Raw genomic sequence first — 22451 nt, 5'->3', positions numbered from 1 at the left:
TTGACATTCATTATATCAAAACATATATTATAATTTATGATATTAATGGTGAATATGAATAATGATAAAGCAACCTTCAAGTGAATTGTTAGATGCAATGAAACTGGCAGCAACACAAACTTCAACGCTTTTAAAAACCTTAGGTAACTCGGATCGGTTGCTTTTGCTATGCCAACTGACTCAAGGAGAGGCATGTGTTAGTGATCTTGAGACGTCGCTAGGAATACAACAACCTACATTATCTCAACAATTGACGGTGTTGCGAAATGAAGGGCTAGTGGCAACACGCCGTGATGGTAAACGTATTTACTACACAATTGCAGATGAAAAATTACTTATTTTACTCAATACGCTCTACACACTTTATTGCCCAAAAGAGGGGAATTAATAATGTCTATAGATTGGACTCACTTTACTCCATGGTCAGCAGCGATTGGTGGTTTATTAATTGGATTAGCTGTTTCTATCCTACTGCTTTTAAATGGTCGAATTGCTGGTATTAGTGGTATCTTAAGTGGTGTATTAAAACCAATTATTGGTGACACGGCGTGGAAAGTGGCATTTGTTTTAGGCATTATGATCACACCAGCTATTTTTACTTTCTTTTTTTATGCGCCGGAAGTGACTATTTCTACTAGCACTCCTTTTATTATTATTGCAGGTCTATTGGTTGGCTTTGGTACTCGGCTCGGTAGTGGTTGTACGAGTGGGCACGGTATCTGTGGGATGGCAAGGCTTTCCCGTCGTTCAATAGTTGCCGTGATTACTTTTATGATTGTTGCATTCGCGACGGTTGCGATCATTAATGCATTTGAGTTGAGAGGATAAATAATGCCTATTATCGTTGCATTAATATCAGGTTTATTATTTGGTCTTGGGTTACTTTTAGCAGGTATGGGGGATCCAGCTAAAATTCTTGGTTTCTTAGATATCACAGGTAATTGGGATCCTTCTTTACTTGTGACAATGGCAGTCGCAATGGCGGTAAGTGCCATTGCTTTTGCGATAGCTAAAAAACGTAAAACAAGTGTGCTAAATTGCCCTATACAGATCCCTCAAAATACAAAAATAGATAATCCTTTGATAATCGGGAGCGTACTGTTCGGGCTAGGCTGGGGAATTGCTGGTATCTGCCCTGGGCCTGCATTATTATTAACTGGTATGGGGGTAACGGAAGGCATTATTTTTACGTTAGCCATGATTGCAGGTATGTCTATTTTTCAAATGTTCAAAAAATAAAAACTAGCCCTTTTGTATTAGGGCATTTTATTTAAGATATAAATAATTAAGCGAATCTGTATTTCGCTCATCGTCATCTATATGGAAATATCCTTATCCTTACAAATAAAAATATTTATTATGATAAATATTTTATTTATTGCATCGATTTATTCATAAAGAGCGCTTTTAAAGTAGACAATAATACTAATACTCAGCAGAGCACGACATCAACAGAGTTGATACAAATATTATTATCTTAATAGATAACAGAGGTGAATGATGAGAAATCGATTTCAAAACTATGCTCTATTAACTTTCCTATGCTTGCCATTGCTCTATTTGATTTCTCTCACGCTGTTATTGCTGAGGGATTAGGTTTTTTTGATACTTATCAAATTAGTGTATCGACATTTGATGATGTATGTTTTGATAATGAAAAAGGTAAATATGTTTTGGATAGAAAATTAGGTAGATTATTTGCATGGTAAATATATGTCGATAATGGTGATATATTCTAAATAATTTGAGTTGTAGGTAGGCAAAAATGAAGATCGACGGAGAGTATAGATAAACACAGAGACTTGGTTAGCTGAGTGTAGTCACAATACCTTAATGAAAAGCTCTGAAACTTGAAGTATGACGAGTATATCCTTAATAATATGAACTCTAACCTAGGTAATGCACTTAAATAATTAAATGGAATTATAATCTATATTTTGTGTTTTTTCTCCTATATTTAACCAAAACATTTAAATATATATTTTCTATTATTATCAAATTTTTATTTGATTATATTTATTAATTACAAATCAATTTAAATTTATTATGTTTATTAAGTGATTAGATTAGGATGTTTCTAGGTTTTTTGTTATTAATATTATGATAGTTCTATATATGTAGTTATCTAATATTCATGCGCTGAAATCATTGTATTGGCTATTTTAAATTAATCGGAGCTTATATGACTAGATTATCCGTGGATGCAATTAATATAATAAACACTATCAAAAAAACAGGTTCTTTTTCAACAGCGGCGGATGTGTTACATAAAACTCCATCGGCAATTTCCTATCAAGTGTTAAATATAGAAAGCCGACTGAGAGTTAAGTTGTTTCATCGCAATGGCCCAATAATTCGTTTAACAAAAGAGGGGGAGTTTTTATTGCAAGAAGGTGCGTGGATATTGAATGCAGTTCAAGATCTCGAAAATAGAGTTAGAAACATTCCAACACTTGACAGTCAAATTCGCATTGTAGTTGAAAAGTTTTTACCGCTAGATATTTTTGTACAAGATATTCGTGATTATATTAATACTAGTGGTAATATTCATATATCAATACAACGAGAGGCAATGACAGGGGCATGGGATGCTTTAAAAGAAAATAGAGCTGATTTTATTATAGCACTTGGTTGTGTACCTGAAAATGTAAAAGCAAAAATGCAATTGCTTGGTAAACTCAGTTTTTCTCTTTGTGTTTCTCCCTCACATCCTTTTGCCTCTAAAAATAAAGTTATAACACGAGAGCAACTATTAAATGATATTCATGTGGAAATAGCAGATAGCAGCCATGAATTATCGTTTAATAGAGAAAAGGAATTAATATTACAAAAACAAATACTAGTCTGTGATTTAGAAAGTAAATTAATCTTGATTAAACGAGGAATTGGTTATAGCTTTATCTGCCCATCTCATATAAAAAATGAATTAAAAAACCAAGAATTAGTGATTGTTCCAGTAGAAATACCAAAAGATGATCAGTTTGTTTGGCTTGCTTGGCATCCTTCAAGTAAAGGAGGACATTTTTCTTGGTGGAAGGAAAGGTTAATAAGAAAAATTGATGCATCCAGCTTCACTGAGAGTTTATCGATAGCATAACAGTAATTTCATGTTATCAGGTTGGGTTATTGTTCAGGCACTCTAGTGGCAGAGGGCTAATGCCACTAGAGTTGTTTACACGCTGAGTCATCATGGACGTCAAATAAGCCACCACCGATCTTATTCAATCTCTTTATTATTTTTAATCTTTAATGCCAATTGATACCATTGTTTATTATAGCTTTTGGCTGGCTTTGGTAAAAGATTATATTCTTTAATCACGTCATCAATCAGTGACATTGCCTCAGTTCTGCGTTGATTTTCTAGTAAAACTTCAGCATAAATAACTTTGTATTCAATGCGCTCTCTATATTGCAGTAATGCTTGAAATTCTTGATTTGCTTCTTCGATCAAGCCTAGCTTAGCCAGTGTTTTCGCATATAAAAAATGTCCTGCTGTAGAGGTGAAATCAGGGTTTTTTTCACAAAGTAAATCAAGTGTGTCACGGCAATGTTGATAGTTACCTAAATCAAACAGCACTTGCGCATATTTTTGCATAATATCTGGAGAGTATTGATTTACTCCTTGTAAAGACTCGACATAATAATTGGCCGCGTCTTGGTACTTACCTTGATCTGCTAGGATTTCAGCCAGCGCGACACAGTTCTCTGTCGTTGGACTTAGTTGATATTGGCGATTCGCTTCATTCAGATCTTTGCTTGAAAACAATTGTTTTCTGATGGTGTTTTCTAACTTATAACCATGGCGAGAGTAGCGAACAGAAGGTAGCCAAATAACTAAAGCATAGACAATAGAACCTAAAATAGGGAATGCAAATAAAATAAATAGCCAGTATGAGTTTTGGTGTGTTTTGATGGCATGTATGGCGAAATAAATAGCAGGGATAAAATAGAGTAAGGCACCAATAATTGGCATAGTGGCCTCTATCAATAGGGTTAACGGTTATTTTGCTATCATGGCACAAGAGGGTTTACTAACAACAAGAATTTCCTGAAAAAATAGGCCCTATAATCATATAGGACCTATTAATAGTTTTATTAAAGCTTATTTTAAACCAGCGGCATCACGTAAGATTTCTGCTTTATCAGTTTTTTCCCATGGGAATTGGGAGCGGCCAAAGTGGCCATACGATGCAGTTTGCTGATAAATTGGATGTAGTAAATCTAACATTTGAATTAAGCCATATGGGCGTAAATCAAAGAACTCACGTACTAGCAATACTAATTGTGCTTCAGGAATTTTACCTGTGCCAAAAGTTTCCACCATAATTGAGGTTGGTTCGGCCACACCAATAGCGTAAGAAACTTGGATCTCACAACGATCAGCTAATCCAGCAGCAACAATATTTTTAGCAACATAGCGTGCCGCGTAAGCCGCTGAACGGTCAACTTTAGAAGGATCTTTACCTGAGAACGCACCGCCACCATGACGAGCCATGCCGCCATAGGTATCAACAATGATTTTTCGACCAGTTAACCCACAGTCGCCCATAGGACCACCAATAACAAAACGACCTGTTGGGTTAATAAAATATTTTGTTGTCGGAACTAACCATTCTGCCGGAAGAACGGGTTTGATAATTTCTTCCATAACGGCTTCATGCAGATCTTGTTGTTTAATATCTTCAGAATGTTGGGTTGATAAAACTACAGCGTCAATACCGACAATTTTGTTGTCATTATATTGGAAAGTGACTTGGCTTTTAGCATCTGGGCGTAGCCATGGAAGGGTGCCATTTTTACGCACTTCAGCTTGGCGCTGAACTAAACGGTGTGCAAAGGTAATCGGTGCAGGCATTAGAACATCTGTTTCATTAGTTGCATAACCAAACATGATACCTTGGTCTCCTGCACCTTGTTCTAATGGGTCTGCACGATCAACACCTTGGTTAATATCAGGTGATTGCTTACCAATCGCACTTAAAACTGCACACGAGTTTGCATCGAAGCCCATATCTGAGCTGGTGTAGCCAATTTCACGAACGGTTTTACGTGTAATTTCTTCTATATCAACCCAAGCACTGGTGGTGATTTCTCCCCCTACCATCACCATACCTGTTTTGACATAGGTCTCGCAAGCAACGCGAGCTTTTGGATCTTGTTCAAGAATTGCATCAAGAACCGCATCAGAGATTTGATCGGCAATTTTATCTGGATGCCCCTCTGATACAGACTCAGAAGTAAAGAGATGTGTAGCCATGAGATTAATACCTTAAGAATTCGCAGATTGTAATTGGATGTTTTAACATCTAGACGTCTATTTTAATAGTTTAACATGAAAAGTGCCACCTGTTTTTACCAAAACATGGTAGCTTTCCATCATTAGCTCGATGAGAAAGGGCATGGCTAATAGAAGATAAAAACTAAAAAAATGTCTCCTGATGAATTTTATTTCTATCTAAGCAATAACTTTTTGCAATTTCTGCTCAATCAATGTATAAACAGCGACCGTAACGGTCAGTTAAATATTTTCCGTTATATACGAGTAGGCATACAATTTGTCTACTATCTATCAGGAGTGTTTATCTTTCTCACTATTGATAAAGATTAAACAGTTATATTGGGGGTTAATGGGTGATGATCCATAATCTACTGAATAACAGTAACCAACAGCTGCATGCGGATCGCCGCGTGTTTTTGGCTTGTACTTTCCTGTCTCTCTTTACTTCTTCTCGAAGTTACCGTCACTTTCCCAGTACGCCCTTGGCTATCAGTAGGTAAACTGTCAGCCTAACGGTCGTATTTGTCACTGTTTAGATGTTCTAAGCACCTTAATTAATCCGAGTAATAGCTGTTTCCCCGACATAACTGCCCAGCACTACCACGTCACATGACGGGTTTCCATCTGGCCGGAGAAAGCGTCACTCACCCCTCCATATTAGGAGTTTGTTATGAATGATAATATCGCTCGCAAAATGCGCCAGACGTACAACATCGCGTATTGGGGCGGTGGTTACTATCAGGTGAATGAACGCGGAAATGTCTGTGTTTGCCCTAATCCTGACAACCCAGAAACATCCATCGATCTTGCTGAACTTGTTTATCAAGTCAAAGAGGAACAAGAACATTTGCGTTTGCCGGCCCTGTTTTGTTTCCCGCAAATTTTACAACACCGTTTGCGTTCAATTAATGCGGCTTTTAGGCGTGCTCGCGAATCGTACGGTTATAAGGGTGACTATTTTCTGGTGTATCCCATTAAGGTCAATCAGCAACGACGTGTCATTGAATCACTCGTTAATTCAGGTGAACCTCTAGGGCTAGAAGCAGGTTCAAAAGCTGAATTGATGGCTGTACTCGCTAACGCGGGTCGTACTCGTACAGTGATTGTTTGTAATGGTTACAAAGATCGTGAATATATTCGTTTAGCACTGATTGGTGAAAAACTCGGTCATAAGGTTTATCTTGTTATCGAGAAAATGTCTGAAATTGAAATGGTGCTGAAAGAAGCTGAAAGCTTGAATGTTACACCTCGTTTAGGTGTTCGAGCACGTTTGGCGTCGCAAGGCTCAGGTAAGTGGCAAGCCAGTGGTGGAGAGAAATCTAAGTTTGGCCTAGCGGCAACTCAAGTGCTGCAATTGGTTGAAATATTGCGTGATGCAGGCCGTTTAGAAAGTTTGCAATTGTTGCATTTCCACTTAGGTTCACAAATGGCAAACATTCGTGATATCGCAACGGGTGTTCGTGAGTCGGCGCGTTTCTATGTTGAATTACATCGTCTTGGTGTGCAAATTCAGTGTTTTGACGTAGGTGGTGGTTTAGGTGTTGACTACGAAGGTACACGTTCCCAGTCTGATTGCTCAGTCAATTATGGGTTAAATGAATATGCGAACAACGTTATTTGGGCGATTGGTGACGCTTGCGAGGAGTTTGATTTACCACATCCAACGGTGATCACTGAGTCTGGCCGTGCATTAACTGCTCATCATACTGTGTTGGTATCCAATGTGATTGGGGTAGAGCGTAATGAATTTACGAAAACATCGCCTCCTGATGAGGATGCACCACGTTCATTGATTTCCTTATGGGAAACATGGGAGTCAATGCAACATCAAGGTAATAGTCGTTCATTACGTGAATGGCTTCACGATAGCCAGTTTGACTTACAAGAGGCGCATACGCAGTATGCTCATGGTGTATTGGATTTGACCCAGCGTGCGTGGGCAGAAGAGCTGTATTTAAATATTTGCCGCCGTATTCAGCAAGATTTAGATCCAAGCAACCGAGCTCACCGCCCAATAATTGATGAGCTACAAGAGCGCATGGCTGATAAGTTTTATGTAAACTTTTCGCTGTTCCAATCGTTACCAGATGCGTGGGGCATTGACCAAGTCTTCCCTGTATTACCTATTGAAGGGTTAGATAAACCGCTTGACCGTCGTGCAGTACTGTTGGATATCACATGCGATTCAGATGGTATTATTGACCATTATGTAGACGGCGATGGCGTTGAAACTACCATGCCAATGCCTGCTTATGATCCTGAAAACCCACCAATGATTGGCTTCTTTATGATTGGTGCTTATCAGGAAATCTTAGGCAACATGCATAATTTATTTGGTGACACTGCAGCAATAGATGTATGGGTCGATAGTCAAGGTAACCTTCGCTACTTACAAAGTGAAGAGGGCGACTCTGTAGCCGATATGCTGCAATATGTGAAATTAGTGCCTGAGGTGTTACTGGAAAGTTTTACTGAGCAAGTGAAAGGTACGGGTCTGAGCGAACAGTTGCAAAAAGATTTTGTTGAAGAATTTGAAGCAGGCCTTTATGGCTATACTTATTTAGAAGATGAATAGTCGGTTATAAACTGCTATTGGATTTTTGTATCTAACCACAAGTTAATCTGTGGCTAGAACCTAATAAATTAAGGTATTTGCGATTGCAAATGCAGTTAGAGGTAAAGTGATGATTAATAGCACATTAGGGAATCAGACTGACAATTCACTGGTTTCTAACGCGTTTGGTTTTTTACGTTTTCCATTAAACTTTCAGCCTTACAGCTCAGATGCAGAATGGGTGATCACAGGTGTTCCATTTGATATGGCGACTTCAGGGCGAGCTGGTAGTCGTCATGGGCCTGCAGCTATTCGTCAAGTATCAACTAACTTAGCGTGGGAAAGTCATCGTTGGCCGTGGAATTTTAAACTGACAGAACGTTTAAATGTGGTGGACTGCGGTGATGTGGTATTTGCATTCGGCGATGCTCAGGACATGTGTGACAAATTACAGGCTCACACTGAGAAATTGTTAGCGTCAGGTAAACGTTGTTTGTCTTTTGGTGGTGATCATTTTGTCACATTGCCTTTATTACGTGCTCACGCAAAACATTTTGGCAAAATGGCGCTTATCCATTTTGATGCGCATACCGATACCTATGGTAATGGTAGCCAATATGATCATGGCACTATGTTTTATCATGCGCCAAAAGAAGGTTTAATTGATCCGAATCATTCGGTACAAATTGGTATTCGTACTGAGCATGATAGCGATAATGGTTTCACGGTGTTGGATGCTGCACAAGTGAACGATCGCGGTGTTGATGAAATGATTGAACAAATCAAATCCATTGTGGGTGATATGCCAGCGTACTTAACATTTGATATTGATTGTTTAGATCCTGCTTTTGCTCCGGGAACCGGTACACCTGTTGTTGGTGGGTTGACTTCTGATCGCGCATTAAAATTATTGCGTGGTTTACAGCCATTAAATATCGTCGGTATGGATGTTGTTGAAGTTGCGCCTGCCTATGACCAGTCAGAAATTACAGCTTTAGCCGCAGCATCAATTGCTTTAGAGATGCTTTATCTGCAAGCCTCTAAAAAATAAGTTGTCTTAATTTTAGGCTGCCACCTAGGCGGCCTAAATTTTTACTTATAAAATAGAAGGTTTTTTGCACAAATTTCTACGAATAGCACTTTTTGCTATACTTCTTATTGGGTAATTCTACCTCTAATTAACTAGTATTTTACTTTTTAAAGTTATTCATGTCACAAATGCGAGTGATTCTCACTCAAGTGCAGTGAGATCTGTTCTGATATCCTCTAATTACAGCCTATTATCATTACTTTGTAACTTATTATTAATCTTGCTAACGTAATAAGCAGTTAGAGTCATCCATTTTAACGGCTTTCAATGGGAGAATATTTATGGCACTGAACAACAAAGTCATTTTAGTTACTGGCGCAGCACAAGGAATTGGACGTGGTATTGCATTACGCCTAGCTAAAGAAGGTGCTGATATTGCACTGGTTGATTTGAAAAAAGACAAGCTAGCAGATGTCGCGAAAGAGATTGAAGCGTTAGGCCGTAAAGCCACCACATTTGCAGCGGATGTTAGCAAACGAGAAGAGGTTTTTGCGGCCGTTGCACATGCAGAGGCTGAGTTAGGTGGTTTCGATGTGATGATTAATAATGCGGGGATCGCACAAGTCAAACCGATTGCCGATGTTCGTCAAGCCGATATGGATCTTATCTTTAAAATTAACGTTGATGGTGTGATGTGGGGGATCCAAGCTGCCAGTGAAAAATTCCAGCAACGTAAACATAAAGGTAAAATTATTAACGCATCGTCTATTGCAGGCCATGATGGTTTCGCTATGCTCGGTGTCTATTCAGCGACTAAATTCGCTGTACGTGCATTGACTCAAGCTGCAGCAAAAGAATATGCAAGTTCAGGTATCACCGTGAACTCATATTGCCCAGGTATTGTAGGAACTGATATGTGGGTGGAAATTGATGAGCGCTTCGCTGAGATTACTGGCGCACCAAAAGGTGAAACCTATAAAAAGTATGTTGAAGGTATTGCATTAGGCAGAGCACAAACACCAGAAGATGTGGCAGGTTTAGTAGCCTTTTTAGCGAGTGATGATTCTGATTACATCACCGGTCAGTCGATATTAACGGATGGCGGTATTGTCTATCGCTAATGCTCGTCATACTTCGAACTGTAACTTTGTTGGCTACGTTCACTCGCACTAGTCACATACTTATGTATGCTCCTAGCGACTCGCTTACTTGCCGCCTCGTTACAGCTCGAATTATTTAGAGCATTGTTTAGGTATAGCACCGCGTTTTTCACACTAGTCATCTGTTTATGCAGTGACTAGTGGCTTGTCCATTTACTGCCTCGTTACAGCTCGAATTAGTTAGAGCATTGTTTAGGTATAGCACCACATTTTTCACACTAGTCAATTGTTTATGCAGTGACTGGTGATTTTTATATAAGAAAATAAAAATGACTAAATAAAGTTTAATTTCATTTCCCTATTAATCGTATTAAAACATCTAATATAGATTTTTTGCATAATTATTTTTCTTCTAGTGATTAATTAACTGCTTAACCATATTATAAACTATTTTAAGTAAATATTTATTTTGAATAATAAAAACTAAATTTAACTCTGTTAAAATTCTTCTAGTAATACATTAATAAATAATATATTCAGTTATGTATATATGGTTTAGAATAATTAAGGCTGATATTCCTCATGCTTCAAGTTGAAGGTCTATGGTGGCTCGGCTAGCTGAGCGTAGTCACTTATATCTCAACGAAAATCCCTGTAACTTGAATTGGTTAGAGTATAGATTACATAAATAATAGTTTTAACTTATTGGTGTTTTTATTTATGCAATAAATGAATTGATGTTTTTAATAAATTATTTAATAAGGATGAAATATGTCAAATACAATTAAGGTGATGACATTAAATGTCTATTTGCTTCACATTCCTTTCTTTAGCATTGGCGCATCGACACAAGATAATCGCATTAATGCAATGATAAAAGACAATATCTTTGAGGATATTGATATTGTTATTTTTCAAGAGGTTTTTAACTATCATTCCGAAAAAAAATTACTATCTGGTATGCGTGAATTGGGCTTCTTCTACCATACGCCAGTTGCAGCGCAATATAATGAATCGATATTATCTTATTGTGATTCAAATAATTGTTGGAATGCTAAAAAGGGGGGATGGGATATTATTCAGCAAGTCAGCTCAGGTATAACTATCGTGTCTCGGCATCCTATTATTTATCGTGAATATCAGCTATTTGAAGACGCAGGGTGTGGTGCAGATCGTTTTAGTGCTAGAGGGGGAGTTAGGGCAGTTATTGATATTGATGGCAAGGTGGTGAATGTGATTGGTACACACATGCAATCCGATGATAATTTTTGTATTATGAGTCACCCATCTTCACATCGCAAGTTACAACTAACTCAATTGGTTGATTGGGCAGAAAAATCAACTAGTAGTGACCACCAAGCTATCATTTTAGGTGGTGATTTAAATATAGATTATGATTCTGATGAGTATGAGCAGGCATTAAAAATCATTGGTTGGCGAGAGCCTGAAAATTTTAACCCACAGCCATCATGGGACTTTGCAACCAATAATATTATTAGAGAAGCTTCGCCAGATGAGCGACATCGTTGGCATTTAGATTATATTTTTGCAAAAAATGTGGTTTCAATTAATGAACAAACACGCGTTATAAAAACCCCAAATGGTTATGATTATAATAATAAACTATTTTTTGACTATTCCGATCATTATCCTGTTGTGGCTGAAATTGAATTATATTAATTTCAGCCATGGCTGAGATGTAGCAGCTATACGATCAGACGTTTAAATGCGTTAAAATGCGTTCTGCCTGTGTCCATAACAATGAGCCTCCTTCATTTTCTAAAATGAAATGTTGGCAATGAGGAAAACGTGTTGAAAGTATTTTACCGAAGTCAGGTGAATGGACAGTACTTTCATCTTTTTTTCCATACCATAATAAGACTGGGCAGTTGATATCTTCAGGCTGAAATAGCCATTCTTGAAGTGAAATCAATAAGTCTTGTACATACCCTAAGTTACCTTGATGAAAAGCATGCTCCATACAATCGGTATAGGCTTGCAAAAACGAAGGTTCATTATAGAACACTTGATCTATCTCTGCGCTGTAATGGAGTATGAATGCCAGTAGCCATGGCGCACTTACATTTTTTTGTAACCAATCGGAGAGTGCTTCAGGGGTATTTCTGGCCTGCTCTTGCATATTGATGATATCAGAACGTAATATGGCTCTTGTCGCAGGGTAGTCAAATTGATCTTGTCCAGCAACAATAGATAGTGTGTTTGGTTGCCCATAGAATGCTAGAGCCATAGCAAATACAGCGCCTTGGGAAAAACCAACGACAGAATACTGTTCAATATGTTGTGAGCGGAGCAAAACATCAATATCAGTGGCAAATCTCGCCAACGATTTTTGTGGATCGATAGAAGAATCACCGAGTCCCGCACGTTCAGGAACAATCAATCGAATATTCATTTTACTCAGCAATTCGAGGCCAAAACCTAATCTTCCACTCATACCAGCCCCCGTACAAAAAATCACAGGATAACCTGTTACAGGACCAGATTCATACCAACTTAAATGACGGTTGTCAGATAATTTAATTGAATATTGTCGAGAATTAACGAACTGATTAGTCTGCATTGCTGGGTCCTAGCTTTGGCTCAAAAATTTGAATTATGCAAATTTAATATGTTTTATGTTGTGGTATTGTATTGGTATATAGGATATATAAATATGAACATTGGTCACAATATAAGATTTCGAATACCAAGTATTATTGAAACACGCTGAGTTTATAGACTCGTCATACTTCAAGCTGTAACGCTGTCGCCTACCTACATCTTGAATTATTTTGAGTATAGTAAAAGAATAACCCTGTTAAATGCAAAGCTAATTATTAAAAATATCATTATATTTTAAATAATCCGAGTTACAGGTAGTCAAAAAGTTAAGATAGGTGAGGAACATAGACTCGGCTGGCTGAGCGCAAACAATACCCCAGAAGCTTGAAGTATAAAGAGTATATTATTTTAAATAGGAGTGGCGATGAGATTCTCTGATGAAGAAAAACAATGTTTGCTAGCAGTTAAAGGTGTTGGACCAACCGTTATTAGCCGTCTTGAACAAATGGGGTTTTCGTCGTTATTACAGTTGAGCCAAGCATCTTATGAAGAAATTTTAGTTGCAGGTGCTGCGTTAACGGGTTCAAGTTGTTGGAAAAATAGTCCCCAAGCAAAAAAAGCGATAGAAGGCGCGATAGCGGCAGCTCAGAGCTCACTTCAAGAAAAATAAAGTGAGGAAACATAATTAAAAGATTATCACTGTTATTTTTAATTAATGCTTACTTATTATTTTTAGCTGAAATACTAATTTATTTGATTTAGGCTGAGTTAAATCAACTCACTGAAGTTTTTATAACTATGCTTAATAGAATGGCAAAGTTTATTTTATTTATGATAATAGTAACGGTAGCAGGAACCGAGAGGCTCAGTCACTTCTCTGATTTATGTGAAAGTTATAAAGGAGTACCAAGAAAAATTGCTGCTATTACATTATTTGATGGGCCTACAGTAAGCAAGAAAATTTCTGTTTTGGGCTTAGTCGAAGGCGACTATAATAAAAAATTGTTTAATATTATTGACGTAGCATTTTCAGCCGGTATTCCTGTGATTATCCAGCATTGTGAGCAAGGAAATGTTACAAGCTTAATGATAAGTTCAATTAATCAATATTAAAATGCCTTGCGAGAAGAGGGGCCGTAAAATCTTTTTTGAGGTAAAAACCTCTAGGAAGCGTCATAATTATTTGTCCTGACTCACCAATCGCTTCTGTTAGTGCTTTGCTATTTGCTGCTTTTGGGCGTATTTGCAAAACTTGTCCATGCCGAGCAGTAATTGTCTCGACTTTCCCTAATACGATTAAATCCATCAACTCTTCCCAATCTTGACGTAATAATTTTTCTTCCAAAGGGGATGGACTCCACAATAATGGGCTAGCGATGCGTCGCTCGGCAAGCGGTATTTGTCGTTCACCTTCGATAGGGAACCAAAGTACGCGTGAAAGTTTGCGGTAGACATGGCTATTTACCCATGTTAATCCACTATTGCCTGTCAAAGGGGCAACAGAAACAAAAGTTGTTTCAAGTGGCTTACCATTGCGATCAATTGGGATGGTTTTTAATTCGACACCGATATTTGCAAAGTCTTGTTCAGGTTTGCTACCTGCTGTTGCACCTAAAAAATACTCGAGCAGCATACCAACCCAGCCCTTATCACGTTTTAGATCAGGAGGAATAGGTAAGCCTGCATAGCTTGCTAGCTCGCCAAGTGTATAACCTGCGAGAGCTTGTGCTCTAGCCATCAGTACAGATTCATTTTCAGGTGGTAAAGGTGGTGTAAATTGCATGATGAGATGAAAAAATAGCCAAAAAAAATCCACAAGGTTTTCTGAGTATATCACTTTTTATAAGATATTTTTAATTTATTGATATATAAGATAATAATAGGCTTTAATAAAAATACATAAATGGCAAGAAATAGGTTATTCACGTTCATCCCATGATAATCACAGGGTCATACACTGAGTTATCCACAGCTTTATTGGATAACTGTGAAAAACTTTAATCACTGTGTGTATTTACAGGCTTGACTTAGTCATTTTGTTGAGCTTCATCACATAAAATGAATAAGTTAAGTACATTCCTTGTGGATAAATCATACATTGTTTGATCTTTACTCACTTGAACTCCTAAGTAATAAAGACGAAAAGATAAACAGTGCATAACTTACTAAAAATTGTCTTATCTATATGATTTATTAGGGTTTAATAAAATATGTTATTTTGTGTATCAAATGCTCTTCAGGGATATACCCTGATTACTATCGGGTTGTTAACATAGATATCCACAGAAAAAGTGAATAACATCCTTATTATTCACCCGTCATGTTCATAACTTCTCAGGTTTCTGTGTATTATCTTCAGTAGGCTTAAACCATGCAGATTTAAAATCGAACCAACCAAAGGTATTCATTCGAGCTCCACGCATGGTTTTTTGGCCTTGTAGTTCTAGCCAGTGATGGAAAATAGGGTGAAAAATCTGTGAATCCACAAGACTTTCACACCAAGCTTCAACATTTAGTTGTTGATTTCGCCACTTGATTAACTCTTCGTTGAGAGAACTGCTTAAGCATTGACGTAATAGCGGAATTTCATACAAAGTGGCAAAAATAGAAAAATCGAGAGGTTTAAAAAAGTTGGCAGTTGCTAACCAAATATCACTTTTTGCATCGCCATTAAACCATTGTTGATAATCGACAATTTGTATTTTTAACTCAATACCTTGTGATTTTAAGACACGCTTCATGATCTGACTGATTGCATAGAATTCATGGTGGTGCTGATAGAAGGTGACGGTCAACTGAGTAAGATCATCTGGCTTTGGTAGTTGTGTTAGCATTCTGCTATGGTGCCAATGAAGCAATAAACCATAAGCAGGTGCCCAGTGTCGTTGATAAAAGGACTCACAGTGGGCTAATAAATTTATTGGAGTCAAAAAGCTACACAGCCATTTACGGACATCACTGCGTTGAGATAGCTGAGAACGCTGATCCATCAATAAAAAGTAACAACCTTCTTCCATACGGCTTTCTAGTGAATCATTTGGCTTACTATCACTGTCCATTTTTAATGTGGTACACACCATTTGCTCAGAAAGCTCAGGGACTACCCAAATGGTGACTTCGTCCAGGAGCGCTCGATAACCAAAATAGCGATCAAATGCAGTAATGGTGAGTTTTTGAGGTAGGTTTTTTTCGACTAAATAGGGGCCGGTACCAATAGGGAGTTTGTCAAAATTTTCAAGGCTTTCCCACTCTTTAGGAAGGATTGCCGCATGAGGGCTACCTAATAGTAATGGTAATTGCTTGTCTACTGAGCTTAATTGAATGTCAATCACGTAAGGCATTGGGGATGTCACTGATTTGATGTGAGAGAACAGTGGCCAACAACGACTTAACCGCATTAGTGAGCTAATAATATCATCGACTAACATTTCTCGCCCATGATGAAAATAGATGGCAGGTCTTAAATAGAAACGCCATTCGGTATCACTGATTGCTTGCCAGTGATGAGCAATCCCATTTTCGACTTCCCCTTTTTCCTCATTTATATGCGTTAACCCATTAAATATTTGGCTCATTAAATGAATTTCAGAGCGTCGTATCGGTGTGCCCGGCAGCAAATTAGGGAAATCACGGTAGTAGATAATACGTAATAGATTTTTACCTTGGCGATAGCTGCGCTCAAGTTCGGAAAGCACCATCTGGCGAATAGTTTCTTTATCACCGACTAATGCGACCAGTTTTTCAATACTTTCCTCTTTTAATAAACGTTCTGCTTGAGCTTGTTGCAGTTCTAAGCCATTAACATGGAAAAGTAGAGTAGATCGTTTTCCTCGACCTGCTTCTGCCTGCCAGCTTAGCCATCCATGAGATTGCATATTATTGAGTAATGTACGAACGTGTCGACGAGAGCAAAACAGTGTATTTGCAATATGTTGCAATGTGGTTTCACTGTCTTGTCCCTGAAAGTGTTGCCAGAGGCGAACAAATTGTGTTTGCAGACGAGAACTAGACATAAAAGGGGAACTCCGGAAATGATTACATCAATTTTTATTTCCTAATATCCCATTGATAATAGGTATCAGTAAGTAGCTCATTAGGTCTGTCAGTTGGCAGACTGACTCCCCGAATTATTGAGTAATGGTAATTTACCAGCCGATAGCTTAGGTTATCGGCTTTTTTATTGTTTTTATTATGATGCTTTCTTCCCCATAGTACTAAAAATAATAGGGCTTATTTTGCGTTAGATTAGCATGGCATGGCGGGTTTGTTCACTATTTTTGCAATAAAAACGCCTGCGATTATTGCAGGCGTCAGACTGCTGACAAACGTATTTTGTTTGTCGGCGGTCGTTAAGGTTTTTGAAATCAACGAGGAAAATCAATTTATTGATTTTCGGCTGATAACACGGAGCGGGAAAAACCACGCTTTTATCCCGCTTCGTCAACAACCTCACGCCTGCGATTATTGCAGGCGTCTGGTGATTGCGAATTTAATGATTAACGCATAAAAGAAGGGAGTTTCTGCTCATATTGGCTAATTTGCTCTGCGTGCTGCAATGTTAAACCAATACTATCAAGGCCATTCATCATGCAATGGCGACGAAAGCTATCAATTTCAAAATGATAAGTTTTGTCGCCTGCTTTTACAGTTTGATTTTCTAAGTCAACAGTAAATTGGCAGCCTTCGTGGTGCTTCACATAGTTAAACATCTCATCGACTTCTTGCTCGCTCAACTTAATTGGCAGTAACTGGTTATTAAATGAGTTACCGTAAAAGATGTCAGCGAAGCTTGGTGCGATTACGACTTGAATACCAAAGTCTGTTAATGCCCAAGGCGCATGTTCTCTTGATGAGCCACAGCCAAAGTTCTCACGTGCCAGTAGGATGCTCGCACCTTTAAATACAGGCTTGTTTAACACAAAATCTGGGTTAGGTTGCTGACCTGCATCATCTAGAAAGCGCCAGTCATTAAACAAATGTTGACCAAAACCTGTACGGGTAACTTTCTGCAAAAATTGTTTCGGGATAATTGCATCAGTATCGACATTTGCAGCATCTAAAGGTGCGACAATACCTGTATGAGTTATCAATTTTTCCATTTTATGTCTCCTTTAGGCTTGAATATCACGTACATCGGCAAAGTGACCATTGATCGCTGCTGCGGCTGCCATGGCAGGGCTGACCAAGTGAGTACGACCCGCTCGGCCTTGGCGGCCTTCAAAGTTACGGTTACTGGTTGAGGCACAACGCTCACCTGGATTTAAGCGGTCGTTATTCATTGCAAGGCACATTGAGCAACCTGGCAAGCGCCATTCGAAACCGGCTTCGATAAAGATTTTATCTAAACCTTCTTGTTCTGCTTGTGCTTTTACAGGGCCCGAGCCTGGAACGACAATTGCTTGCACGCCAGAAGCGACTTTCTTGCCTTTTGCTATTGCAGCTGCTGCACGTAAATCTTCAATACGTGAGTTAGTGCATGAACCGATAAAGACTTTATCAATTTTCACATCAGATAATTTAATACCTGATTCTAACCCCATATAAGCTAATGCCTTTTCAGCCGATGCACGTTCTACTGGATCACTGAATGATTCAGGTGCTGGGATTGGTTGGTTGATTGCGATGACTTGACCTGGATTAGTACCCCAAGTGACCTGAGGAGCAATATCGCTGGCTTGTAACGTGACGATTTTATCAAACTGGGCATCATCATCTGTTTTTAATGTTTTCCAATAGGCAACGGCTTCATCCCATTCTTTACCTTTAGGAGCGAATTGACGGCCTTTCATGTAAGTAAAGGTGGTTTCATCAGGCGCAATGATCCCCGCCTTTGCACCTAATTCGATAGCCATATTACAAACTGTCATACGGCCTTCCATACTGAGGTTTTCAATCGCTTCACCACAAAACTCAACAATATAGCCAGTGCCGCCCGCACTGCCTGTTTTACCGATGATAGCTAATACAATATCTTTTGCCGTGATACCTGCTGGGGCTTTACCGATTACTTCAATTTTCATTGTTTTGGCGCGCGCCTGTTTCAGGGTTTGCGTTGCCATAACATGTTCAACTTCGGATGTGCCAATACCGAAAGCTAAAGCACCGAATGCACCGTGTGTTGCTGTGTGTGAATCACCACAAACAATGGTCATACCTGGCAAAGTGATACCTTGCTCAGGCCCCATGACATGGACAATTCCTTGATAAGGGTGATTGAGATCGTATAACGTCACGCCAAACTCTTCACAGTTTTTCATCAGCTCTTGCATCTGAATACGAGCCATATCACCACAGGCATTGATGTCTTTTGTCTGTGTAGAAACGTTATGATCCATTGTTGCAAAGGTTTTACTTGGTTGATGCAACGGGCGTTTTTTGGTTCTCAAACCATCAAAGGCTTGTGGTGAGGTCACTTCATGAACCAAGTGACGGTCGATATAAATGAGCGGTGTCTCGTTGTCGACTTCACGTACAACGTGGGCATCATATAATTTTTGATATAAAGTTTTAGCCATGTTACACCCCTTCACTGATATAACGGGCGATAATATCACCCATTTCACTGGTACTGACTGATTCACCGCCACCTGCTAAATCAGCGGTACGATGCCCATCTTCTAACGCCTTATTGACGGCTCTTTCAATCGTATCTGCCGCATCATTTTCATTTAGGCTAAATCTTAACAGCATGGCTGCCGATAGTATTTGTGCGATAGGGTTAGCGATATTTTTGCCCGCGATATCAGGTGCTGAGCCACCTGCTGGTTCATATAACCCAAAGCCTTCTTCGTTCAAACTTGCTGATGGTAGCATCCCCATTGAACCTGTGATCATGGCACACTCATCAGAAATAATGTCTCCAAATAAATTGGAGCACAGAACAACATCAAATTGAGCAGGCGCTTTGATCATCTGCATTGTTGCGTTATCAATATACATATGGCTAACAGCGACATCCGGATATTCTTGGGCGACTTGATTAACCACTTCACGCCATAAAACAGAGCTTTGCAATACGTTGGCTTTATCGATTGAAGTCACTTTATGGCTACGTTTGCGTGCTGATTCAAAGGCAATACGTGCGATGCGTTCGATTTCATAGCGGTAGTAAACTTCGGTATCAAATGCGTACTCTTCTTTACCTTCACCTTTGCGCCCTTTTGGTTGGCCGAAATAGATGCCGCCTGTTAATTCACGTACGCATAGAATATCGAAACCTTGAGCAGCAATATCGGCTCTTAAAGGGCAAAATGCTTCTAACGCTTGATATAAGCGGGCAGGGCGCAAATTACTGAACAGTTTAAAATGCTTGCGCAATGGCAACAATGCACCGCGTTCAGGTTGGCTATCCGGTGGCAAATTTTCCCATTTAGGGCCACCGACAGAACCGAACAGCACAGCATCTGCATTTTCACAGCCTATTACGGTCTCTTCAGGCAATGGTTTACCATGACGATCAATGGCAATACCGCCAACATCATATTCTTTTGTCGTTATTGAGAATGCAAAACGCTGGCGGATTGCATCTAATACTTTATTCGCTTGAGCCATAACTTCTGGACCAATACCATCTCCAGGCAATACGGCAATATGATAGCTCTTAGACATTGTTATACAGCTTCCTTTGTATTTGATTGTGATTCTTTTTGATTTATTTTTTGTTTTTCTTTTTCGACTTGCTCAGAGCGCCAGATGCTATTTAATACATGCACCATTGCTTTTGCTGAAGACTCGACGATATCAGTGGCTAAGCCCATTCCGTGGAAACGGCGATTGAAACATTCAACAACAATATCGACTTGACCCAATGCATTTTCGCCTTGGCCTTTGGCCGACAATTTATAAGATACCAATTGGATAGGGTAATTGGTGATCTTACTAATGGCTTGGTAAATGGCATCAACAGGGCCGTTGCCAGTTGCCGCTTCTGATTTTTCTTCTTCTCCACAGCGCATTTTCACGGTTGCGGTAGCGACCACACTTGATCCTGACTGGGTGCTGAAATAGTCCATTGCAAAATGGTCAGTTTCATCTTGTTGGTTAGCAAAGAAAGCTAACGCTTCTAAGTCATAATCGAACACTTGGCCTTTCTTATCGGCTAAACTCAAGAAAGCGGTATACAATTCATCTAAATTGAAATCTTTCTCTTCTTGGTATCCCATCTCTTCCATACGATGTTTAACCGCCGCGCGGCCTGAACGAGAGGTTAAATTCAATTGAATCGCTTTCAAGCCGATCGATTCTGGTGTCATGATTTCATAGGTTTCACGATTTTTCAGCACGCCGTCTTGGTGGATACCTGATGAGTGAGCAAATGCATTGCTACCAACAACCGCTTTATTGGCTGGAATTGGTGTGTTGCATAACTGGCTAACTAATTGGCTGGTACGGTAGATTTCTTTATGATTGATATTGGTATGAACATTCATCATTTGCTCGCGCAATTTGATGGCCATGATCACTTCTTCTAATGCGGTATTACCGGCTCGTTCGCCTAATCCATTAATGGTTCCTTCAACTTGGCGAGCGCCTGCTTGAACCGCGGTAATTGAGTTAGCAACAGACATACCTAAGTCATCATGACAGTGCACAGAGATGACCGCTTTATCGATATTAGGAACACGCTCATATAAAGAAGTGATAATACCGCCAAATTGGTATGGTGTGGTATATCCAACAGTATCTGGAATATTGATGGTAGTTGCACCAGCACGGATTGCCGATTCAACAATACGACACAAGTTATCAATATCGGTGCGACCTGCATCTTCACACGAGAATTCAACATCATCGGTATACCGTCTTGCGCGTTTGATTGAGTCGATCGCCATATCCATGACGCCATCAAACGTTTTATTTAATTTCTTTTGGACATGCAAATTAGAGGTGGCTAAAAAGATATGGATACGAAATGCTTCTGCAACTTTTAATGATTCAGCAGCCACATCGATATCATTTTGCACACAGCGTGCTAATGCGCAGATCCGGCTATTTTTAATTTCACGAGCGATCGTTTGTACAGATTCAAAATCACCAGGGGAGGAAACGGGGAAACCAGCCTCAATGATATCAACTCCCAAGCGTTCTAACGCAAATGCAATTTGCAATTTTTCTTTAACGGATAAACTCGCCTGCAATGCCTGTTCGCCGTCACGTAAGGTTGTATCGAATATAATGACTTGGTCGCTCATATTGTGTTCCTCTTTATACTGAATTTTATCGTTATATTTTTGCGGTGCCGGCAGGCATAAAAAAACCCGCGGCTGGCGCGGGTTTCTTATGTTTCTGGACTGCGTGTTACCTTCCGTCCATAAGCATACCGCGCACATTAGATGCGAGTAGTAGTAGGCTTAGTAGGCGGATAGAAGTTGTCATTTACGCAGTCTCTAATTTGTATTTAATCGATATATATTTATTGATACGTGATCTTCTCTTTGCTGTCAACTTTAGATTTTAGCCGCAAATTTTGCGAATTATGAATCATCATCAATACTTAGTGATTGTGACTAATTTCTAAATTTTTAGTGATGTTTTTCCCTATATTTTGTTCATAAAGCAGGGGTAAAATTCTTTTCATGAAATGACGGGGCAAAAACATAGCATAAACTGATGGTTTTGAGCGTTTTGTGAACAGCTTTGCTGGTTAAAGAAAACTATACTGTTCGAAATAGAAATAAGCGTGAATTATAGTTTTCAATAAATAAATTATTCAGCAAATGAATAATTTAAAATTAATCTGATAATGAGAATGTTTCGGTAAAACTGATCATATTTATTATGATTTATTTTTAAAATTGTTTTATTATTTTGAGGTTAACAATATTGGTGTTAAATGAGCGGCCAACTCTCATTTAACATATGAATACCTTCGCTGCTTATTAATGCTTATATTGTATGGCTAAATATATAGGCTTTATAATTGTAGCG

General features: G+C 38.9%; 21 protein-coding genes. 12 read left to right on the top strand and 9 right to left on the bottom strand.

The annotated features are described in order from the left end of the window. Positions 1 to 61 precede the first annotated feature (61 nt). From AC3Z9T_RS07900 to AC3Z9T_RS07880, 5 genes are all read left to right on the top strand, one after another. Positions 62 to 388 carry an ArsR/SmtB family transcription factor gene (locus tag AC3Z9T_RS07900; protein WP_490125650.1) on the top strand — a complete coding sequence of 109 codons (327 nt, stop codon included), beginning with the start codon at positions 62 to 64 and terminating at the stop codon, positions 386 to 388. A 2-nt stretch (positions 389 to 390) separates the two neighbouring features. Continuing rightward, a complete protein-coding gene (locus AC3Z9T_RS07895; RefSeq protein ID WP_490125649.1) occupies positions 391 to 828 on the top strand; it encodes a YeeE/YedE family protein in 438 nt (145 codons plus the stop codon). A 3-nt stretch (positions 829 to 831) separates the two neighbouring features. Further along, a complete protein-coding gene (locus tag AC3Z9T_RS07890; protein WP_490125648.1) occupies positions 832 to 1239 on the top strand; it encodes a DUF6691 family protein in 408 nt (135 codons plus the stop codon). A 254-nt stretch (positions 1240 to 1493) separates the two neighbouring features. Further along, on the top strand, positions 1494 to 1709 hold the full coding sequence (locus tag AC3Z9T_RS07885; protein ID WP_490125647.1) for a hypothetical protein: 216 nt from the start codon (positions 1494 to 1496) through the stop codon (positions 1707 to 1709). Between the two features lie 473 nt (positions 1710 to 2182). Then, on the top strand, positions 2183 to 3097 hold the full coding sequence (locus AC3Z9T_RS07880) for a LysR family transcriptional regulator (RefSeq protein WP_490125646.1): 915 nt from the start codon (positions 2183 to 2185) through the stop codon (positions 3095 to 3097). A 120-nt stretch (positions 3098 to 3217) separates the two neighbouring features. Here AC3Z9T_RS07880 and AC3Z9T_RS07875 read toward each other — a convergent pair whose 3' ends face one another. Both AC3Z9T_RS07875 and metK read right to left on the bottom strand, forming a co-directional pair. After that, the gene (locus AC3Z9T_RS07875; protein WP_490125645.1) at positions 3218 to 3973 is read right to left on the bottom strand and encodes a tetratricopeptide repeat protein; all 756 of its coding nucleotides are present in this window, start codon (positions 3971 to 3973) and stop codon (positions 3218 to 3220) included. 129 nt (positions 3974 to 4102) lie between these two features. Continuing rightward, on the bottom strand, positions 4103 to 5257 hold the full coding sequence (metK, locus tag AC3Z9T_RS07870; RefSeq protein ID WP_490125644.1) for a methionine adenosyltransferase: 1155 nt from the start codon (positions 5255 to 5257) through the stop codon (positions 4103 to 4105). Positions 5258 to 5948: 691 nt separating this feature from the next. Here metK and speA point away from each other — a divergent pair. The 4 genes from speA (at position 5949) to AC3Z9T_RS07850 (ending at position 11642) form a co-directional block, all read left to right on the top strand. After that, positions 5949 to 7853 (top strand): biosynthetic arginine decarboxylase, encoded by a 1905-nt coding sequence (speA, locus tag AC3Z9T_RS07865; RefSeq protein WP_490125643.1) that lies wholly within the window; start codon positions 5949 to 5951, stop codon positions 7851 to 7853. A 109-nt stretch (positions 7854 to 7962) separates the two neighbouring features. After that, entirely contained in the window at positions 7963 to 8883 is a 921-nt protein-coding gene (speB, locus tag AC3Z9T_RS07860) for an agmatinase (protein ID WP_490125642.1), read from the top strand. Between the two features lie 320 nt (positions 8884 to 9203). Beyond that, positions 9204 to 9983, top strand: a complete 780-nt coding sequence (locus tag AC3Z9T_RS07855; RefSeq protein ID WP_490125641.1) for an acetoin reductase — start codon at positions 9204 to 9206, stop codon at positions 9981 to 9983. Positions 9984 to 10733: 750 nt separating this feature from the next. Beyond that, positions 10734 to 11642, top strand: a complete 909-nt coding sequence (locus AC3Z9T_RS07850) for a sphingomyelin phosphodiesterase (RefSeq protein ID WP_490125640.1) — start codon at positions 10734 to 10736, stop codon at positions 11640 to 11642. Between the two features lie 34 nt (positions 11643 to 11676). Here the strand turns inward: AC3Z9T_RS07850 and AC3Z9T_RS07845 are convergent, their stop codons facing one another. Next, positions 11677 to 12543 carry an alpha/beta fold hydrolase gene (locus AC3Z9T_RS07845; RefSeq protein ID WP_490125639.1) on the bottom strand — a complete coding sequence of 289 codons (867 nt, stop codon included), beginning with the start codon at positions 12541 to 12543 and terminating at the stop codon, positions 11677 to 11679. Positions 12544 to 12948: 405 nt separating this feature from the next. Between AC3Z9T_RS07845 and AC3Z9T_RS07840 the strand changes: the two genes are divergently transcribed. Beyond that, positions 12949 to 13194, top strand: coding sequence for a helix-hairpin-helix domain-containing protein (locus AC3Z9T_RS07840; RefSeq protein WP_490125638.1), 246 nt, complete (start codon positions 12949 to 12951; stop codon positions 13192 to 13194). A 140-nt stretch (positions 13195 to 13334) separates the two neighbouring features. Then, entirely contained in the window at positions 13335 to 13637 is a 303-nt protein-coding gene (locus tag AC3Z9T_RS07835; RefSeq protein WP_490125637.1) for a hypothetical protein, read from the top strand. Here the strand turns inward: AC3Z9T_RS07835 and mutH are convergent. Together mutH and sgrR are read right to left on the bottom strand one after the other, a co-directional pair. Continuing rightward, the gene (gene mutH, locus AC3Z9T_RS07830; protein WP_490125906.1) at positions 13624 to 14307 is read right to left on the bottom strand and encodes a DNA mismatch repair endonuclease MutH; all 684 of its coding nucleotides are present in this window, start codon (positions 14305 to 14307) and stop codon (positions 13624 to 13626) included. The genes AC3Z9T_RS07835 and mutH overlap by 14 nt on opposite strands. 541 nt (positions 14308 to 14848) lie before the next feature. Beyond that, positions 14849 to 16537, bottom strand: coding sequence for an HTH-type transcriptional regulator SgrR (gene sgrR, locus AC3Z9T_RS07825; protein ID WP_490125636.1), 1689 nt, complete (start codon positions 16535 to 16537; stop codon positions 14849 to 14851). A 242-nt stretch (positions 16538 to 16779) separates the two neighbouring features. Here sgrR and AC3Z9T_RS07820 point away from each other — a divergent pair, with 242 nt between their 5' ends. Next, positions 16780 to 17031 (top strand): hypothetical protein, encoded by a 252-nt coding sequence (locus AC3Z9T_RS07820; protein ID WP_490125635.1) that lies wholly within the window; start codon positions 16780 to 16782, stop codon positions 17029 to 17031. Here AC3Z9T_RS07820 and leuD read toward each other — a convergent pair. The 4 genes from leuD to leuA are packed head-to-tail and all read right to left on the bottom strand — an operon-like array spanning position 17021 to position 21715. Then, positions 17021 to 17623 carry a 3-isopropylmalate dehydratase small subunit gene (leuD, locus tag AC3Z9T_RS07815; protein WP_490125634.1) on the bottom strand — a complete coding sequence of 201 codons (603 nt, stop codon included), beginning with the start codon at positions 17621 to 17623 and terminating at the stop codon, positions 17021 to 17023. The genes AC3Z9T_RS07820 and leuD overlap by 11 nt on opposite strands. A 12-nt stretch (positions 17624 to 17635) precedes the next feature. Continuing rightward, a complete protein-coding gene (gene leuC / locus AC3Z9T_RS07810) occupies positions 17636 to 19039 on the bottom strand; it encodes a 3-isopropylmalate dehydratase large subunit (RefSeq protein WP_490125633.1) in 1404 nt (467 codons plus the stop codon). Between the two features lies 1 nt (position 19040). After that, on the bottom strand, positions 19041 to 20132 hold the full coding sequence (gene leuB / locus AC3Z9T_RS07805) for a 3-isopropylmalate dehydrogenase (RefSeq protein WP_490125632.1): 1092 nt from the start codon (positions 20130 to 20132) through the stop codon (positions 19041 to 19043). A gap of 2 nt (positions 20133 to 20134) precedes the next feature. After that, positions 20135 to 21715, bottom strand: coding sequence for a 2-isopropylmalate synthase (leuA, locus tag AC3Z9T_RS07800; protein WP_490125631.1), 1581 nt, complete (start codon positions 21713 to 21715; stop codon positions 20135 to 20137). Between the last annotated feature and the right edge of the window lie 736 nt (positions 21716 to 22451).

The organism is Providencia sp. 6390, from assembly GCF_058148425.1.
Note: the sequence above shows the minus strand (reverse complement) of the source record. Positions and strands in the feature narration are given on the sequence as shown.

What these genes read in the sequence shown, in the direction of transcription:
- speB (WP_490125642.1), top strand. Translation starts at nt 7,963, where the DNA reads ATGATTAATAGCACATTAGGGAATCAGACTGACAATTCACTGGTTTCT.
- leuB (WP_490125632.1), bottom strand. Translation starts at nt 20,132, where the DNA reads ATGTCTAAGAGCTATCATATTGCCGTATTGCCTGGAGATGGTATTGGT.
- speA (WP_490125643.1), top strand. Translation starts at nt 5,949, where the DNA reads ATGAATGATAATATCGCTCGCAAAATGCGCCAGACGTACAACATCGCG.
- leuD (WP_490125634.1), bottom strand. Translation starts at nt 17,623, where the DNA reads ATGGAAAAATTGATAACTCATACAGGTATTGTCGCACCTTTAGATGCT.
- metK (WP_490125644.1), bottom strand. Translation starts at nt 5,257, where the DNA reads ATGGCTACACATCTCTTTACTTCTGAGTCTGTATCAGAGGGGCATCCA.
- AC3Z9T_RS07880 (WP_490125646.1), top strand. Translation starts at nt 2,183, where the DNA reads ATGACTAGATTATCCGTGGATGCAATTAATATAATAAACACTATCAAA.
- leuA (WP_490125631.1), bottom strand. Translation starts at nt 21,715, where the DNA reads ATGAGCGACCAAGTCATTATATTCGATACAACCTTACGTGACGGCGAA.
- leuC (WP_490125633.1), bottom strand. Translation starts at nt 19,039, where the DNA reads ATGGCTAAAACTTTATATCAAAAATTATATGATGCCCACGTTGTACGT.
- AC3Z9T_RS07855 (WP_490125641.1), top strand. Translation starts at nt 9,204, where the DNA reads ATGGCACTGAACAACAAAGTCATTTTAGTTACTGGCGCAGCACAAGGA.
- AC3Z9T_RS07900 (WP_490125650.1), top strand. Translation starts at nt 62, where the DNA reads ATGATAAAGCAACCTTCAAGTGAATTGTTAGATGCAATGAAACTGGCA.
- AC3Z9T_RS07835 (WP_490125637.1), top strand. Translation starts at nt 13,335, where the DNA reads ATGGCAAAGTTTATTTTATTTATGATAATAGTAACGGTAGCAGGAACC.
- AC3Z9T_RS07875 (WP_490125645.1), bottom strand. Translation starts at nt 3,973, where the DNA reads ATGCCAATTATTGGTGCCTTACTCTATTTTATCCCTGCTATTTATTTC.
- AC3Z9T_RS07820 (WP_490125635.1), top strand. Translation starts at nt 16,780, where the DNA reads ATGGCGGGTTTGTTCACTATTTTTGCAATAAAAACGCCTGCGATTATT.
- AC3Z9T_RS07840 (WP_490125638.1), top strand. Translation starts at nt 12,949, where the DNA reads ATGAGATTCTCTGATGAAGAAAAACAATGTTTGCTAGCAGTTAAAGGT.
- mutH (WP_490125906.1), bottom strand. Translation starts at nt 14,307, where the DNA reads ATGCAATTTACACCACCTTTACCACCTGAAAATGAATCTGTACTGATG.
- AC3Z9T_RS07850 (WP_490125640.1), top strand. Translation starts at nt 10,734, where the DNA reads ATGTCAAATACAATTAAGGTGATGACATTAAATGTCTATTTGCTTCAC.
- AC3Z9T_RS07845 (WP_490125639.1), bottom strand. Translation starts at nt 12,543, where the DNA reads ATGCAGACTAATCAGTTCGTTAATTCTCGACAATATTCAATTAAATTA.
- AC3Z9T_RS07890 (WP_490125648.1), top strand. Translation starts at nt 832, where the DNA reads ATGCCTATTATCGTTGCATTAATATCAGGTTTATTATTTGGTCTTGGG.
- AC3Z9T_RS07895 (WP_490125649.1), top strand. Translation starts at nt 391, where the DNA reads ATGTCTATAGATTGGACTCACTTTACTCCATGGTCAGCAGCGATTGGT.
- sgrR (WP_490125636.1), bottom strand. Translation starts at nt 16,537, where the DNA reads ATGTCTAGTTCTCGTCTGCAAACACAATTTGTTCGCCTCTGGCAACAC.